The 16,204-nt window shown below is 31.5% G+C and carries 13 protein-coding genes and 1 tRNA gene; 12 read left to right on the top strand and 2 right to left on the bottom strand.

Features of this window, described 5'->3' with window-relative positions; genetic code table 11:
* Positions 1–65: 65 nt before the first annotated feature.
* Positions 66–2,750, bottom strand: a complete 2,685-nt coding sequence (locus tag FF125_RS13995) for a putative LPS assembly protein LptD (protein WP_138950347.1) — start codon at positions 2,748–2,750, stop codon at positions 66–68.
* A gap of 114 nt (positions 2,751–2,864) precedes the next feature.
* Between FF125_RS13995 and FF125_RS13990 the strand changes: the two genes are divergently transcribed.
* From FF125_RS13990 to FF125_RS13950, 9 genes are all read left to right on the top strand, one after another.
* A complete protein-coding gene (locus tag FF125_RS13990) occupies positions 2,865–3,980 on the top strand; it encodes an N-acetylmuramoyl-L-alanine amidase family protein (protein ID WP_138950346.1) in 1,116 nt (371 codons plus the stop codon).
* A 64-nt stretch (positions 3,981–4,044) separates the two neighbouring features.
* A complete protein-coding gene (locus FF125_RS13985) occupies positions 4,045–4,998 on the top strand; it encodes an MlaD family protein (RefSeq protein ID WP_138950345.1) in 954 nt (317 codons plus the stop codon).
* 306 nt (positions 4,999–5,304) lie between these two features.
* Positions 5,305–6,615 carry a (Fe-S)-binding protein gene (locus FF125_RS13980; protein ID WP_138950344.1) on the top strand — a complete coding sequence of 437 codons (1,311 nt, stop codon included), beginning with the start codon at positions 5,305–5,307 and terminating at the stop codon, positions 6,613–6,615.
* A 182-nt stretch (positions 6,616–6,797) separates the two neighbouring features.
* Positions 6,798–7,577 (top strand): (Fe-S)-binding protein, encoded by a 780-nt coding sequence (locus FF125_RS13975; RefSeq protein ID WP_138950343.1) that lies wholly within the window; start codon positions 6,798–6,800, stop codon positions 7,575–7,577.
* A gap of 18 nt (positions 7,578–7,595) precedes the next feature.
* Positions 7,596–8,198, top strand: coding sequence for an SPOR domain-containing protein (locus tag FF125_RS13970; protein WP_138950342.1), 603 nt, complete (start codon positions 7,596–7,598; stop codon positions 8,196–8,198).
* A 111-nt stretch (positions 8,199–8,309) separates the two neighbouring features.
* Positions 8,310–9,215 carry a 1,4-dihydroxy-2-naphthoate polyprenyltransferase gene (locus FF125_RS13965; RefSeq protein ID WP_138950341.1) on the top strand — a complete coding sequence of 302 codons (906 nt, stop codon included), beginning with the start codon at positions 8,310–8,312 and terminating at the stop codon, positions 9,213–9,215.
* Positions 9,216–9,273: 58 nt separating this feature from the next.
* Positions 9,274–9,660 (top strand): hypothetical protein, encoded by a 387-nt coding sequence (locus tag FF125_RS13960; protein WP_138950340.1) that lies wholly within the window; start codon positions 9,274–9,276, stop codon positions 9,658–9,660.
* A gap of 174 nt (positions 9,661–9,834) precedes the next feature.
* Entirely contained in the window at positions 9,835–12,108 is a 2,274-nt protein-coding gene (locus FF125_RS13955; RefSeq protein ID WP_138950339.1) for a TonB-dependent receptor domain-containing protein, read from the top strand.
* 84 nt (positions 12,109–12,192) lie between these two features.
* A complete protein-coding gene (locus FF125_RS13950; protein ID WP_138950338.1) occupies positions 12,193–12,873 on the top strand; it encodes a metal-dependent hydrolase in 681 nt (226 codons plus the stop codon).
* 97 nt (positions 12,874–12,970) lie between these two features.
* On the opposite strand, the gene FF125_RS13945 is transcribed toward FF125_RS13950, so the two are convergent.
* Positions 12,971–13,042: transfer RNA gene (locus FF125_RS13945), tRNA-Arg, on the bottom strand.
* A gap of 47 nt (positions 13,043–13,089) precedes the next feature.
* Here FF125_RS13945 and FF125_RS13940 point away from each other — a divergent pair.
* The 3 genes from FF125_RS13940 to FF125_RS13930 are packed head-to-tail and all read left to right on the top strand — an operon-like array spanning position 13,090 to position 16,204.
* Complete coding sequence (locus FF125_RS13940) at positions 13,090–14,124, top strand: o-succinylbenzoate synthase (protein ID WP_138950337.1); 1,035 nt, start codon at positions 13,090–13,092, stop codon at positions 14,122–14,124.
* Positions 14,125–14,153: 29 nt separating this feature from the next.
* The gene (locus FF125_RS13935) at positions 14,154–15,095 is read left to right on the top strand and encodes a CPBP family intramembrane glutamic endopeptidase (RefSeq protein WP_138950336.1); all 942 of its coding nucleotides are present in this window, start codon (positions 14,154–14,156) and stop codon (positions 15,093–15,095) included.
* A gap of 35 nt (positions 15,096–15,130) precedes the next feature.
* Complete coding sequence (locus tag FF125_RS13930) at positions 15,131–16,204, top strand: AMP-binding protein (protein WP_138950335.1); 1,074 nt, start codon at positions 15,131–15,133, stop codon at positions 16,202–16,204.

Raw genomic sequence — 16,204 nt, 5'->3', positions numbered from 1 at the left:
TATAACTAAAGAGTCTTTTATTTTTTACTATAGAAAGACGTTATACTTGGAAAAAGTGAAGTTTATTAAAACAAACGTTGATCTGCCACTTTTCGCTTATCATATTTTATATCACTAAGTACAGAAGATTTGATACCAATAAAGAAATAATAGGTTGTACTATTACCAAAAGGCACCCAGTTAAAACTCATACGCCAACTGTCTAAGTCACGTTCAAAACTTAAGTTTGTATACGTAACTCCTCTATTTTTAAAATCGTACCCAGAAGAAAGTCCAACACTCCATTTAGGTGATAATTCAATGTTACCTGAAAATTGCAGTGAGTTATTTGAAAGCTCATTTTGCCTAGTTGAATTTGAATACCCTACATTATATCTAAGGCTTAAAGTCCATGGCAGTGTGGCTCCATATAGATTTGCTACCTTGGTTTTACTTTCTTCTTGGTCATCCTTAACGTTTCTAGTAGTTATATCACTTCCGAATAAGCTATCCTCATCTCCCTTATTTCCTTTGGGAGGCTGTTTTTTATCCGTTTTTGAATCTTTTTTATTAAATATATCACTAGATATAGAATAACTGGCAGACATATTCGCTTGAGTAAGCCTAAATAAACTACCGTCATTATTTATATTATACGTGTTAATTCTTCTACCACTTGCATTTAACGCATATGGGTCTAATGTAGCACTTGCATTCAAACTTAACTTATTGTCTAATATGGTTGTACCAGCGGTCATTCTAACGGGACTCCAATTTAAAGAATCAGCGGCAATGTTATAACTTGTCGAAAAATTCAAATTGTTTAATAATTTAATCTTTTCAGGTTCTGTAGCTGTAGAATCCTTTGACATCATTTTAGCTTCGAAGGTGTTGTTAAGGCTAAGGCCAATGCTACTCGATAATCCCCTAGAAGGTGAACCATAAATACCTCCATCAAAACGACTGTATTCTATAAAATCATCATCATCTTCACTTTGTTGTACTTCATCGTAAAAATTACTAAAGTCGGGTCGGTAATTAAATGAAATGGAAGGACGCATTACATGACGAATGGCCTGTAACCTTCCTTTTTTGAAATTAAACATCCCGTAAAGGGTTGTAGAAGCTGAAACACCAGCGGAGTACTCTCTAAAAGCATCAAATTGATTTACAGTGTCTTTTTCTATTTCATCTAACTCGGCATTATATCTTTGTTCTACTGTTTTTAAATACCAAACTTCATTGTAATTTGCAGATGGCGAAAGCGTTATGTACTTAAGAGCTTTCATGTTAGTGCTAGCAGAAACGGTATGTTTTGCTCCAGAACGAGCGTCTTTAAACATGTCAGATTTTAAAAAATTATCATCATCTGTAGAAATTCTATTCTGAGCATCAAAACTATAACTTAAACCAAGACTTTGAATAGGGTTTTTCTTTGCACCTGATTTAGGAGCAAAGGGATAAATTCTGTCCATTCCAATCTGCAATGACGGTAAGGTCATATCAATTTTTTCCGTATTTGTATTTTGACTATGCGTCATGGCAATATTCATATTGAAAGGTGTACCTACAAATTTTTTGTAAAAATTTATTGAGGAATTAAATGTATTTGTTACAGTCTGACCAATATTATATTCATTTAATGATTCTCTAAAATACTGACTGCTCCCTAAATTAACCGAAACTGAAAATCGAGAATTAGGAGAGGCTTGTTGTGACGGGCTATGTGACCAACGTAAATAAAAATTATTTCTTTTATTAAAAGTACTAAACCCCCGTTGTCCTGTTATTAAATTTTCAAAGCGTAAGTTGAAATTCCCTGAGAAACGATACCTGACCGCATAATTAGACTCAAATCGCATTCCCCAACTACCATTGGTGTATACGTCACCTAAAACAGCAAGATCAACATAGTCACTAATGGCAAAATAATAGCCACCATTTTGAAGAAAAAAACCTTGACTGCTATTTTCTCCATAAGTAGGAATTAAAAAACCAGAGACAGATCGCTCTTTGGTCAATGGTACATAAAAGAAAGGTAATATAGCTGGTGTGGGTACATCTGCTAATTTTAATTGAGAAAGACCACCTACAATCTTTTTACCTGGAACTAATTTGATGTTTCTGGTAATAATTTCGTAATCAGGTTTGTCTTTAGTAGATGTTGTAAAATGAGCTCTATCTAAATAAAATACCGAGTCGTTTTCTCTTTTAGTAATTTCACCTCTAACAATGACACCTTCTTGAACGGTTTTAGTATTGTAAATAATTGCTTTTTCATTTTTAAAATTATAAATCAAAGAATCTTGTTCACTTTCTTGACCCGCCTGTTTAAATTGTGGTTTTTGGGTATAAGCACCACTACTATCAATTATTCCCTTGGCGTAGGCTAAATTTTTATCATAATCAATCTTTATAATCCCAGCTTGTAAATCAATATCTTGATATAATATTTGGGCATTATTATATAAAATTGCGGTTTTATTTTCAAAGTCATTTTTAATATAATCGGAAGCTTTTTTTAGAATAGAATCATCTAAATACTCTTTGGGTTTAAAAGAATCTATTCTGGTCGTATCTATTGCTTTTAAGGTAGCCGCATCAGGAAGTTGAATACTGTCGTTAATTGAAAACCCTTTTAAACCTATGATTGTATTTTTTACAGGTTCAAGAGAATCTCTCTTTTGGGTTGTGTTTTGAGCGTTTACAAATAGGCAACCTGTCCCTAAAAAAAGGAAAACAAAAACTATATACTTAAAATTTGATTGCAATGCTATAAATAGTATTTTTGTAAACGTTAAATTTGGCTTAGTTTTTGAAACTACAAACTTACATATATTTTTTAAGTGGTATAAGCTAAAGAATAGTTAATAATTAATAATTTTATGAATACTCCTTTGTTTAAAGCAACGATTAAAAAGTTTTTTTTGTTGTCATTTACTTTTTTCCTAATACTACAAGCCAATACTGTTTCTGCTCAAAAAAAGTTTAAAGTAGTTATAGATGCTGGTCATGGAGGTACAGATCCTGGGAATTTGGGGAATGGATATTTTGAAAAAGATATTGTCTTGAAAATAGCCTTAGAAGTAGGTAAGCTGTTAAAATCTGATGAAAGTTTTGAGGTTATCTACACGCGTGATGATGATACTTTTATCGAATTGAATCAACGAGGTAAGATAGCACAGAAATCAAAAGCAGATTTATTTGTTTCTATTCATTGTGATGCATTTGGTAAATCATCGGCCTATGGTGCAGGTACTTTTGTGTTAGGATTACATGAAAATGATAGAAATTTTGAGATTGCTAAAAAAGAGAACTCAGTTATCTTATTAGAAGATAATTATAAAGAAAATTATGATGGTTTTGATCCTAATGCACCAGAGTCAGTTATTGGATTAACCTTAATGCAAGAGGAATTTCTAGATCAAAGTTTGGCATTAGCTAGTTTGATTCAAAATAATTTTACAGGCGATTTGAAACGGAAAGATAGACTGGTGAAGCAAGCTGGTTTTTTAGTATTGAGAAATACATTTATGCCAAGCGTTTTGGTAGAAACTGGATTTTTAACTAATAAGGCAGAAGGGGCCTATTTAAATTCCAAAAAGGGACAACAAGAAATGGCTACATCAATTTTTAAAGCCATTAAATCATATAAAAAACAAATTGATGCCAATACGGTTGTTGAAGTGAAACCAAAGGAGAAGCCAAAAGTAGATACAACTCCTAAAACTAGAATTGTTAAAGGGGTTGATTTTAAAGTTCAAATTTCTTCAAGTACCAAAAAAGTAGCTACAGCGTCTTATAACTTTAAAGGTTTAAAAGGTATAGAAAGAGTAAGAGTGGGGGCACATCATAAATATTATTATGGACTAACCTCTGATTACAACAAAGCAGTGGCTTTAAGAACAGAAGCAAAAGCGAAAGGATATAAAGGGGCATTTATTGTAGCCTTTAAAAATGAGAAAAAGATTTCAGTAAAGGATGCCTTAGCATTGAAGTAAAAATTGATGCTTAACTTTCTACTCACGGAAATAATTAGTAATATTGCTTCTTATTAAATAATTTATGGTTAAAATTTCTAGAGAATTAAAAACAGGAATAATTGCAGTGCTTACCATTGCACTTTTTGTTTGGGGGTTTAATTTTATAAAAGGAAATAATCTTTTTGAGAGTGGTAGAAAGTTTTATGTAGAATATGAAAATGTTCAAGGACTTTCAGTTTCAGCTCCAGTAACTATTAATGGATTAAAGGTTGGTGTAGTTGATCGTATTTATTTTCATCCTAAAAAAGTAGGAGTACTTGTCGTTAATTTTTCTTTAGAGAATGATTTTGCATTTACTAATAATAGTATTGCCGAAATTTATAGTCCCGACTTTATAAGTGGTAAGTCCATAAAAATACTTCCCGCATTTGATGGTCGTAATGCTGTTTCTGGAGACACACTAAAAGGTAATATAGAGGCAGGTTTATTAGGTGCTGTAAATGATCAAATTGCACCATTACAGGCTAAGGTAGCAAGTTTTTTAACTAATGCTGATACACTTTTGATAGGTGTTAATGCTATTCTCAATCCTAAAAAACAGTTAGAAATAAAAGAAGCTATTACTTCTTTAAATTCAATATTATCTACATTTAAAACGGCCTCAAGATCGTTAGATAATATGTTGGCGGAAAATGGTAAAGTAGATTCTATTTTAACAAATGCCACCTTGGCATCTCATAATTTGGTTAGTTTAACAGATTCGTTAAATCAATCTCAAATTAAACAGACCGTTCAGAAATTACAAGGTACTATTACTAAATTTAACGGTATTCTAACAAATATTGAAGATGGTAATGGTTCTATAGGTAAATTACTTAAAGATGAAGGTTTATATAATAATCTGGAGGCGGCTTCAAAAGAAATGGAAGAATTACTTTTTGAGCTAAAAGTTAATCCGAAAAGATTTGTTCATTTTTCATTATTTGGAAAAAAAGCAAAAGCTTATACCCCCGAAGTTGAAGAAATTAAGCAATAAATTTTGCTAATTTCAATCGCCTAAGAGCTTAAATTTCCCTTTTATATAGTATGCTAATTGATGGCAACTTAAAGTTGTTAAGACATGGTTAATAACTAATTGGTAGTAAACTATATATCGTAATTATTATTCATTAGTTTTACTACATGTTGAATACATGAGCAGTCAACGCTTACGGTGTTGATATTCAATATTTTAATCTTTAAACTTGATGTTATAATATATCAGTTTATCGAAATTGTGCACTTGTGTTTTTGACATTTTAAATCTAAAAATAGAAATATATAAAACAACATTACGATCTAAGTGCAGTACTTACCTAACATACTTTTTGCCATTTTATTAATTATTGGTATTGGTTTTTTTGCTAAAAACGTAAGAAAATTAGTGCGTAATATTAAATTGGGCAAAGCCGTTGATAGAACAGATAATTCTAGTTTACGCCTAAAGAATATGATAAATATTGCTTTAGGGCAATCTAAAATGGTAAGACGTCCTATTGCAGGAATTCTTCACATCATCGTTTATGTAGGCTTTATCATTATAAATATTGAAGTTATAGAGATTATTATTGATGGTCTTTTTGGTACGCACAGGGTTTTATCATTTTTAGGCGGCTTTTACGGAGTGTTAATTGGAACTTTTGAAATTCTGGCTCTTTTAGTTTTAATTTCAGTTATTATTTTTTGGATTCGTAGAATGGTTATTCGTATTCCTAGATTTTGGAATAAAGAAATGAAAGGCTTCCCGAAAAATGATGCCTTATACATTTTGTATTTTGAAATAATATTGATGACATTATTTTTAACTATGAATGCTGCTGATACTGCTTTTCAGCAAGCGAATTCTGGAAATGTTGTCAGTCAGTTTATAGCACCTTTATTTAGTGGTTTTAACCTTGAAACATTACATATTATAGAGAGAACTACTTGGTGGCTGCATATCGCTGGAATTTTAGTTTTCTTGAATTATTTATACTATTCAAAGCATTTACATATTTTATTGGCTTTTCCTAATACTTATTATGCTAATTTGAATCCTTTAGGAGAATTTGATAACTTACAATCGGTTACAGATGAAGTTAAGATGATGTTAGACCCGAATGCAGATCCTTTTGCGGCACCAGATGAAAGTGAGAGTAATGATGATAGTATGCCAGAAAAATTTGGAGCTGAAGATGTTTTTGATTTAAATTGGGTTCAGTTGTTAAATGCTTACACCTGTACGGAATGTGGTAGATGTACTTCCGTATGCCCTGCTAATATTACAGGTAAAGAATTGTCGCCTAGAGCGATTATGATGAAGACTAGAGATAGGTTAGAAGAGGTGGGTAAGAATATTGATACTAATGGTGAATTTAAGTTGGATGATAAAAATCTATTTACAACAATTTCTGATGAAGAAATTTGGGCGTGCACCTCATGTAACGCATGTGTAGAGGAATGTCCTGTAAATATTGACCCTTTATCAATTATTATTGATATGCGAAGATTCAAAGTAATGGAGAAATCAGCTGCTCCACAAGAATTGAATGTAATGATGACTAACATCGAAAATAATGCAGCCCCATGGCAATATAATCAATTAGATAGATTAAATTGGAAAGATGAAAATTAGCGAATAGCTAATTCATTTTACAAAAAAAAGCGGATCAGTGAAGAATAAAATTCACTGATTTGTTAGATAAAACAATAATCATTCAAGTTTTGGATGACGGGAAAAATTAAAAAAATAACTCTTAATTTCTAAGAATATATTTTACTTGGATATTAAGGTTTAGTAACTCTAAATAGTGTATTATGAATGTACCTACCATGGCTGAACTGACAGCTAAAGGCATACAACCTGAAGTTTTATTTTGGGTAGGATGTGCAGGTAGTTTTGATGATAGAGCAAAAAAAATCACCAAAGCTTTTGTTAAAATTTTAAATAAGGCCGAGGTAAATTTTGCTGTATTGGGTACAGAAGAAGGTTGTACTGGAGATCCTGCAAAACGAGCAGGAAATGAATTTCTTTTCCAAATGCAAGCCATGACCAATATTGAGGTCATGAATGCCTATGAAATTAAAAAGGTAGTTACTGCTTGTCCTCATTGTTTTAATACCATAAAAAATGAGTATCCACAATTAGGTGGTAAATATGAGGTAATGCATCATACTCAGTTTTTAAAATCTTTATTAGATGAAGGTAAAATTTCAATTGAAGGAGGTTCTTATAAAGGAAAGCGAATCACTTTTCATGATCCTTGTTATTTAGGTAGAGCCAATGGTGTTTATGAAGCACCAAGAGAACTTATTCAAAAATTAGAAGTTGAATTGGTTGAGATGAAACGCTGTAAAAGTAATGGTTTATGTTGTGGAGCTGGTGGAGCCCAAATGTTTAAAGAGCCTGAAAAAGGAACTAAAGATATTAATGTAGAACGTACGGAAGAAGCTTTAGAGATAAAACCTGATATTATCGCAACAGGTTGTCCGTTTTGTAATACAATGATGACAGATGGGATTAAGAGCAAGGAGAAAGAAAATGATATAGAAGTATTAGATATTGTAGAACTTATTGCAAATGCACAAGATCTATAATCTAAACCGAAACTAATTATGCCATATATTAAAGATAAAAACTTAGTGAATATTTATGAGGAGGTTGATAAAGCGAACCAAACCATAAATAAGTTAAACAACCTGCTCAAAGAAGAAGAGGAGAATAATTCAATACTAAGAAAGCACAGAGTTATTTTAGGTTTATTTGGCTTATTAGCTTTAATACTTTTTTTATGGTCTTTTTTACCAAAAACGAATAAATTTGATAATAAATATTTAATAAAAAATAATCTATCGCTTATTGATAACGATACACTACATTCTTTAAAAGAAGCAAAAAAAGCCGTAATTCAGGTTAAAGAAAATGCTCAAGGGATAGTTGGTGAAACAATAGTTTATAGTATCCAAATTGGTGCTTTTGCTAATTTTAAAGCAAAGTTGTTTTCAGATGACTTAGCACATATGAAAGAATTTGTTGACGGAGATTTAAACAAGTATGCAATAGGGAATTTTGTGAGTTACGCTGAAGCAATAGTCTTAAAGGAGGATTTAAAAAGGTTAGGTTTCACGGATTGTTTTATTATTGCACAATCTTATGGAGATCCAGTAAATATTAGAGAGGCTTTAGAGTTAAGTGAAGAAACACAATATTTAAAATAGTAATTGATCCTTAGTGAAATTGTAATTTTGGCAAGCTTTAAGTGTATTGCCATAAGCTCAAATCTTAAATCTTCTTGAACCTTAAATTTCCATATTTTAATCATTAATCTCTTGAATTCAAAATCTACTGCTTTTTTTAAAGCCGCTCGTTTACGTACATTGCCTTTGTCACTCTCAGGAATCATTGTAGGGAGTTTCTTAGGGTATGCTCAGGGATATTTCGATTGGAAAATATGTCTCTTAGCATTAGTAACTACCATTGGGTTTCAAGTATTATCAAATTTTGCAAATGATTATGGAGATGGCGTAAAAGGGACTGATAATTCCGATAGAAAAGGTCCACAAAGAGCATTACAAAGTGGTGTTATAACTCCGAAAGAGATGTTAAATGCCATTAAAATTACTGGAGTTATTACTTTTATTGTTGCAGTAGTTTTGTTGTATTTCGCTTTTGGTAAAGATAATTTCTACTATTTTCTGTTATTTCTTCTCTTAGGTTTGGCAAGTATCGCAGCGGCGATAAAATATACAATGGGTAAAAAGGCATATGGTTACAGTGGCTTTGGAGATGTCTTTGTCTTTTTGTTTTTTGGTTTATTAAGCGTTGTAGGGAGTTATTTTTTATATGCGAAACAGATGCAATGGTCCATTTTTCTACCTGCCATTTCTATTGGTTTGTTAAGTGTTGGCGTGTTAAATTTGAATAATCTTCGTGATCGCATATCAGATACAATGGCAAGTAAAAGAACATTAGTGGTTAAAATGGGAGAAAAATTGGCTAAGTATTATCATTATAGTTTGTTAATTGTGGCTTTTCTAACAGCATTACTTTACTCAATTCTTCATTATAAATCACCGATGCAGTTTATATTTTTAATTGCATTTATACCGATAGTCAAACATTTACTTACCGTATATCATAATAAAGATGCTACACAGTTAGATCCCGAATTGAAGAAATTAGCGTTAAGCACTTTTCTCTTTTCGATACTTTTTGGTGTAGCACAAACTTTATGATAAAAGTCATTATTTATATTTGTCGTTATAATTACTTTTGCTTTATTAAAGAAAATAAGTGAAATTAATATATACATATCTTTTTATCTTCTTATACGTTGGAGCATTGATTAGACCCATTGTTCCGGTGATTGACTATAATTTGAATTATGATTATATAGCCAAGGTATTGTGTATTAATAAAGACGAGCCGGAGCTTAAATGTAATGGTAAATGTCATCTTGCCAAGGAAATAAAAAAGACACTTCCTAGTGATAATCAGGACAAACCATCAGGCTTACCTGTAATTGATTTTGATAAATTCCCTATAACTTCTCATGAAAATGATCATCATAAGCTAAACACATTTCAATTTTCAAACCGACTTAATTTCTTTTCAAATAAAATTGGAAAAATTAAGAATTACATAGAAATTCAATTTCAACCTCCAGAGTTTTTAGTTTAAATAATTACAATTATCCATTTCCGTTTACAAACAATTTTTTACAGCATACTGAATCTTTTTTTAAGGATATTGTCTGTATTAGAATGGTGTATTGTTATATGATTTTTTTTTAATTATAAAATTTCATAGGTAATAATCAGCGTAATTGATTAATAAAAGCTAAAACATAAACTAATGAAAACATATTTTTTAATGATACTATTTTTAGTATCATCAACTAACACTTTATGGTGTCAACAAACCATAATAAAAGGAAAAGTGGTAGAAGCAATGTCCAATAAACCTATTGAGAATGCTTCTATTCAAATCAAGAAATCAAATGAAATTGTAAATTCTGATAGTGATGGAAATTTTACCATAAATGCTGCTATTGGTGATGTACTCATAATTCGGCATTTGAGCTTTGAATCAAAAGAGATTCGTATTGAAACAAGCAAGTTGTCTATAGCTCTAGATGTAAAACATATAAATTTAGAGAATATAATAGTAGAGGCTGATGTATTAAAAGATTTATCGCAATCAAAAGTTGTGGTAGATCATGTTAAAAGTACTACACAACCCAGAAATGTTAGTGACTTGTTTAGAGACATACCAGGCTTTGGTATTCAAAAAAGGGGAGCATATGCTTCAGAACCATTTTTTAGAGCATTTAAGTATGAACAATTGAATATTCAGCTAGATGGTGGTATGAAAATTTTAAATGCGTGCCCAAATAGAATGGATCCCATTACTACGCATATTATTTCAGATGAAATTGAAAGAATTGAAGTAGTGAAAGGTCCTTATACGATGCGATTTGGTCCTAACTTTGGGGGGATAGTAAACTTAGTGTCTAGAAATCCAAATACCTTAGCAAATGGTATTCATGGTGATGTTGAAGCTGGTTATGAAACTAATGGAGATAATCTTTCTACAAGAGGAAGTATTAGCTATAAAACAGATCAATTCGATATTTCTTTGAATGGCGAGTATCGTGATTATGGCGATTACGAAGATGGTGAGGGTACCGTTGTTCCATCATCCTTTAAATCAACAGATTATTCCGTAAAATTAGGCTATAATCCAACAGAAAAGCAACGTATTCAATTAAGTTGGAGGCAGTCATTTGGTAGCGATATAAAACATGCTGGATTACCTATGGATTCTCCTTATGATGATAGCTTTTTAGCTGGATTAGATTATAAAGTTACGGATATATCAGACCTAATTAGTTCCTTTTCATTTAAAGGATTTTATTCTGAAGTAGATCATTTAATGACAAATGAAAATAGACCTAGTTATAAAGTGACGGAGGCAGCTTCAAACGTATTTTCAACAACTTATGGAGGGAAAACAGAATTGGTATTAACACCAAATGATAATCTTTTTATATATACAGGTTTAGATGCTAACCTTATTGGTAGAGAAGGAGATAGGGAAAGAACAGTTAAGATAATGAACGGAAATACCTTAGCAACTCCTAAACTATTTACTGATAAAATATGGCAAGATTCTAAATTGAATGATTTTGGCGTTTTTGTTGAAGGTAAGTATAGACTAACGAATCTTTTTACGTTAACAGCAGGATTGCGTTCCGATTTTGTAAATGCATCTATAAATGATGCGGAATTAGACTTTTTACAATTATATGGAGGTGAAATTGATGATACTAATGAAACGAATATAAGTGGTACCGTTTCGCTGAAATATAAATCAGAAGATACTCAAGTACAAATTGCCTTAGGGCGAGGGGTAAGAACAGCTTCGATGATAGAACGTTTTGTTAATCATTTCAGCGTAGGTGTTGATCCCTATGAATACGTAGGGAATCCAAATTTAGATCCTGAAATTAATAATCAAATTGAAGTTTCTTTTAACAAGAGATTTGATCAAATTGAAGTTGGAGCTAGTGTTTTTTATTCCTTAATAATAGACTATATTGTACCTGTAGTAGACGAAAATATATCGCGTAAATTCATGCCTAGTGCTCAACCTACATTTGCAAAACGTTTTATAAATATAGATGAGGCTTCCCAATCTGGGTTTGAGTTTTATTTCAACTATGAGATTAATAAAGATTTTAAATTCACAACAGATATTTCTTATACTTATGCTCAAAATGAAGAATATGACGAGCCATTGCCTCAAATAACTCCGCTTACTGCTCATGCTGGTTTGCAGTATGAAAAAGAACAGTTTTGGACCCGTTTAAATTCCAGATTTGTTGCGGCTCAAAATAGAACATCAAAAAGTTTTATGGAAACTGCCTCTAACGACTTTGCCACTTTCGATTTTAGTATTGGTTTTGTGCCGATAAAAAATTTAACCGTAGGAGCATCTGTTTTAAATATTTTTGATACAACGTATTATGAACATCTGAATTTTTCATATCAAAATTCTGATTTGCTTTCAGGAAGAATATTTGAACCCGGTAGGAATTTTACGGTAAAAGTGAACTATAAATTTTAACTTTTTTTATATTGTGAAACTGTGATTGGAAGTAATTTTAATCACAGTTTTTTTGTAAATTGCATTATCTCATATATATACAAAATGAAAATCACGTATCTCGGACATGCTACTTTAAGCATTGAAACTCAAGGAAAAACAATTATTGTAGACCCGTTTATTACAGGTAATGAATTGGCTAAAAACATCGATATTAATGCATTAAAAGCGAACTATATTTTACTAACCCATGCTCATGGTGATCATATTTTAGATGTAGAAGCCATCGCAAAAAATACGGGGGCTAATATTATTTCAAATTTTGAAATTGTAAATCACTTCGAAGCTAAAGGGATTAAGGGACACCCTATGAATCACGGAGGTACTTGGCAATTCGATTTCGGCAAACTACATATGGTTAATGCTATACATACAAGTTCTTTTCCTGATGGTAGTTATGGTGGTAATCCGGCCGGCTTTGTTCTAGAAACAGCAAACCATAAAGTTTATATAGCTGGAGATACCGCGTTAACCTATGATATGAAACTGATTCCCATGGTTATCGGAAAACTAGATTTAGCAATTTTACCCGTTGGTGATAATTTTACTATGGGTACTGAAAGTGCTATCATTGCTTCCGATTTTGTGGAATGTGATAAAATTTTAGGTTGTCACTTCGATACTTTTGGTTATATAAAAATTGACCATAAAGCAGCGGTGAAAAAATTCGCAGATAAGGATAAAGACTTAATTTTATTAGAAATTGGTGGTGTAATCGAATTGTAAATGCTCTATGCTAATTGCTTTGAGATTTAACTATTTTGAGATATGTAATGCAGTCTTAGATCTATTTGTTGCTCTCTCAATTTTTATGAGAAATTAGTACCCTCGCCAAGAATCGAACTTGGATCTAAAGTTTAGGAAACTTCTATTCTATCCATTGAACTACGAGGGCAATAGCCTTACAAAAATAGTATATATTTGTTGTTTTTAATACAGAAAATGAAGGCAAATTATAAAAAATATACGCTTAATTTTAAGCAAGCAAGCGGAACTTCTCGTGGTATTTTACATACTAAAGAAACCTATTTTTTATTCATAAATAAAGAAGATCAAAATGGAATAGGAGAGTGTGGACTTTTTAAAGGATTAAGTGCAGATGATAGACCAGATTATGAAGAAAAATTGCAATGGCTTTGTAATCATATAAATTTAGAAAAGGAGATACTATTAAAAGATTTATCAGAGTTTCCTTCCATTCAATTTGGATTAGAACAAGCGTTAAGCTCACTTCAAAATAAGAATAAATTCATATTGTTCCCCTCTGAATTTACAAAGGGTAATGCTTCAATAGCCATAAATGGCTTAATTTGGATGGGTACTGCTCATTTTATGAAGCAACAAATTATAGAAAAATTAGCGGCAGGATTCACTACGCTAAAATTAAAAATTGGAGCTATTGATTTTGATGCCGAAATAGAACTTTTAAAATCTATTCGAAAAGAGTTTAAAGCGTCTGATATCGAGTTAAGAGTAGATGCAAATGGAGCTTTTACACCTCATAATGCATTAGAAAAGTTACATAGATTATCAGATTTTGATTTACATTCCATTGAACAACCTATTAAAGCAGGGCAGTGGCAAGAAATGGCAACACTATGCGATAAAACACCTTTACCCATTGCATTAGATGAAGAGTTGATAGGCGTATTTAATTCAACAGAAAAACAAAATTTAATGGAAACGATTAAGCCTCAATATATTATTTTAAAACCCAGCTTAATTGGAGGTTTTCAAGGGAGTAAAGATTGGATTGAAATATCAAATCAACACAATGTGTTGTGGTGGATTACTTCGGCACTTGAAAGTAATATTGGACTAAATTCCATTGCTCAGTTTACCTATAGCTTAAATACAACAATGCCGCAAGGGTTGGGTACAGGAGGATTATTTACCAACAATTTTGAATCACCTTTGCAAGTTAAAAATGGGCAACTACATTATAACCCTAATTTAAAATGGCAGTTTAGTTTTTAACTCTTATTTTTGAAAATCAAAATTGAAAGATGAATTTTATACAACAAGCATATAAAGGAAGAAATGATTGGTGGATGTATGTACTTACATTTATTTCCATTTTTGTAGGTATCCAATTTGCAAGTATTCCATTAATGATTACAGGATATTTTGCTGTTGATGGCGATATGGATATGTTTAGAAAAGAAGCTCTGGATAATTTCATGAAAGCAGGTATTGACAAAAATTTATTTTTAGGATTGATGATTTTTACCTTTATCGTAGCTCTCTTTATTTTATACTTTTTTGTAAGGTTTTTACATAAGCGTAGCTTCAAAAGCTTGATTACAGCTCGCCCTGAAATTGATTGGAAACGATTTTGGTTTGCATTTATACTTTGGGGAGGTACAGTTTTGGTACTGTCTTTAGTTGGTGTTTATTTATCTCCAGATGATTTTGTATGGAATTTTAAACCTATTCCGTTTTTTACATTGGTATTGGTTTCCTTTTTATTATTACCATTTCAAACAAGTGCTGAGGAATTGGTATTCAGAGGCTATTTAATGCAAGGATTAGGAGTGTTAGCTAAAAATAGGTGGTTTCCGTTACTAGTGACTTCAACTGCGTTTGGACTTTTACACGGAATGAATCCGGAAGTTGAAAAATTAGGGTTTGGTATTATGGTATTTTATATCGGTACAGGTTTCCTTTATGGAATTTGTACATTAATGGATGAAGGAACTGAACTTGCATTAGGTTTACATGCTTCAAATAATATTATCGCGGCATTTTTGATAACAACCAACTGGTCTGTTTTTCAGACAGATGCTTTATATTTAGATACTTCGGAACCTTCATTGGGTCTAAATACATATTTACCTGTATTTGTAATATATCCTATTATGTTATTTATTTTTTCTAGAAAGTACGGTTGGGAAAATTGGAAAGAAAAATTATTTGGCAAAGTTGAAGAACCTGTTATAATCGATTAAAGATACCCTTGAGGGGATTGAGAGGTGTTTATCAAATGCATAGCAATAACTACCATAAAAATTTTAAACTCAACGGAACATCCTTTGATTCGGAGGAAGAACTGATTTTATTTTCAAAAGGTTTATCTTTAAGTATTGCTACTTTTTTAGAAGATTGGTTTAATGTACATGCAACTGTATATGTTCAAACTTCTGGTTCTACAGGAACCCCTAAAAGGATAAAATTAAAAAAGGAATATATGGTAAATAGTGCCAAAGCTACTGGTACTTTTTTTGATTTACCAGAAAATACAGTGGCTTTATTATGTCTTTCTACAGATTACATTGCTGGAAAAATGATGTTGGTAAGAGCTTTGACTTTAGGTTGGCATATAGACGTGATAGAGGCAAGTTCTAGTCCGTTAGAACACATTGATAGAACTTATGATTTCTGTGCTATGGTGCCACTGCAAGTCCACCATTCTCTTGAGCATTTACATAAGGTGAAAAAACTTATTGTAGGTGGTGGTGCCGTAGATAATAGGCTATTGGAAAATTTACAATCGGTTTCAACAGAAATATTTGCTACTTATGGTATGACAGAGACCATTACCCATATTGCTGTAAAAGAGTTAAATAATCCATCTTTGCAAGAAGTCGCTTTAAAGTTCTCTAATTATAAAACTCTTGATAAGGTTGCTATTTCAAAAGATTTAAGAGGATGTTTGGTAATTGAGGCTCCTGAAATTTCTGATAACATAATTATTACCAATGATTTGGTTGAAATTATTTCTAACAATGAATTTAAATGGTTAGGGCGTGCTGATAATGTTATTAATTCTGGAGGTATAAAGTTAATACCTGAGCAAATTGAGGAAAAATTATCCAAAATTATTCATCAACGTTTTTTTGTGGCAGGTGTTCCAGATAATATACTAGGAGAGAAGCTGATTTTAATCATTGAAAGTGAGCACAAAGAAAAAAAAGTAATTGATCAAATTACCACCTTACCAAATTTAACGAAATTTGAAGTGCCAAAAGAAGTATATTTTATTGATAATTTTATTTTTACTGACACAAAAAAAATTAATAGAAAAGCTACTCTTAATACAATTGAAATCAATAAATAA

The organism is Aureibaculum algae, from assembly GCF_006065315.1.
In the GTDB taxonomy this organism is placed as follows: Bacteria; Bacteroidota; Bacteroidia; order Flavobacteriales; family Flavobacteriaceae; genus Aureibaculum; species Aureibaculum algae.
Note: the sequence above shows the minus strand (reverse complement) of the source record. Positions and strands in the feature narration are given on the sequence as shown.

Coding starts and splice junctions, on each gene's coding strand:
- FF125_RS13940 (WP_138950337.1), top strand. CDS start 13,090: ATGAAGGCAAATTATAAAAAATATACGCTTAATTTTAAGCAAGCAAGC.
- FF125_RS13985 (WP_138950345.1), top strand. CDS start 4,045: ATGGTTAAAATTTCTAGAGAATTAAAAACAGGAATAATTGCAGTGCTT.
- FF125_RS13990 (WP_138950346.1), top strand. CDS start 2,865: ATGAATACTCCTTTGTTTAAAGCAACGATTAAAAAGTTTTTTTTGTTG.
- FF125_RS13975 (WP_138950343.1), top strand. CDS start 6,798: ATGAATGTACCTACCATGGCTGAACTGACAGCTAAAGGCATACAACCT.
- FF125_RS13955 (WP_138950339.1), top strand. CDS start 9,835: ATGAAAACATATTTTTTAATGATACTATTTTTAGTATCATCAACTAAC.
- FF125_RS13930 (WP_138950335.1), top strand. CDS start 15,131: ATGCATAGCAATAACTACCATAAAAATTTTAAACTCAACGGAACATCC.
- FF125_RS13950 (WP_138950338.1), top strand. CDS start 12,193: ATGAAAATCACGTATCTCGGACATGCTACTTTAAGCATTGAAACTCAA.
- FF125_RS13970 (WP_138950342.1), top strand. CDS start 7,596: ATGCCATATATTAAAGATAAAAACTTAGTGAATATTTATGAGGAGGTT.
- FF125_RS13935 (WP_138950336.1), top strand. CDS start 14,154: ATGAATTTTATACAACAAGCATATAAAGGAAGAAATGATTGGTGGATG.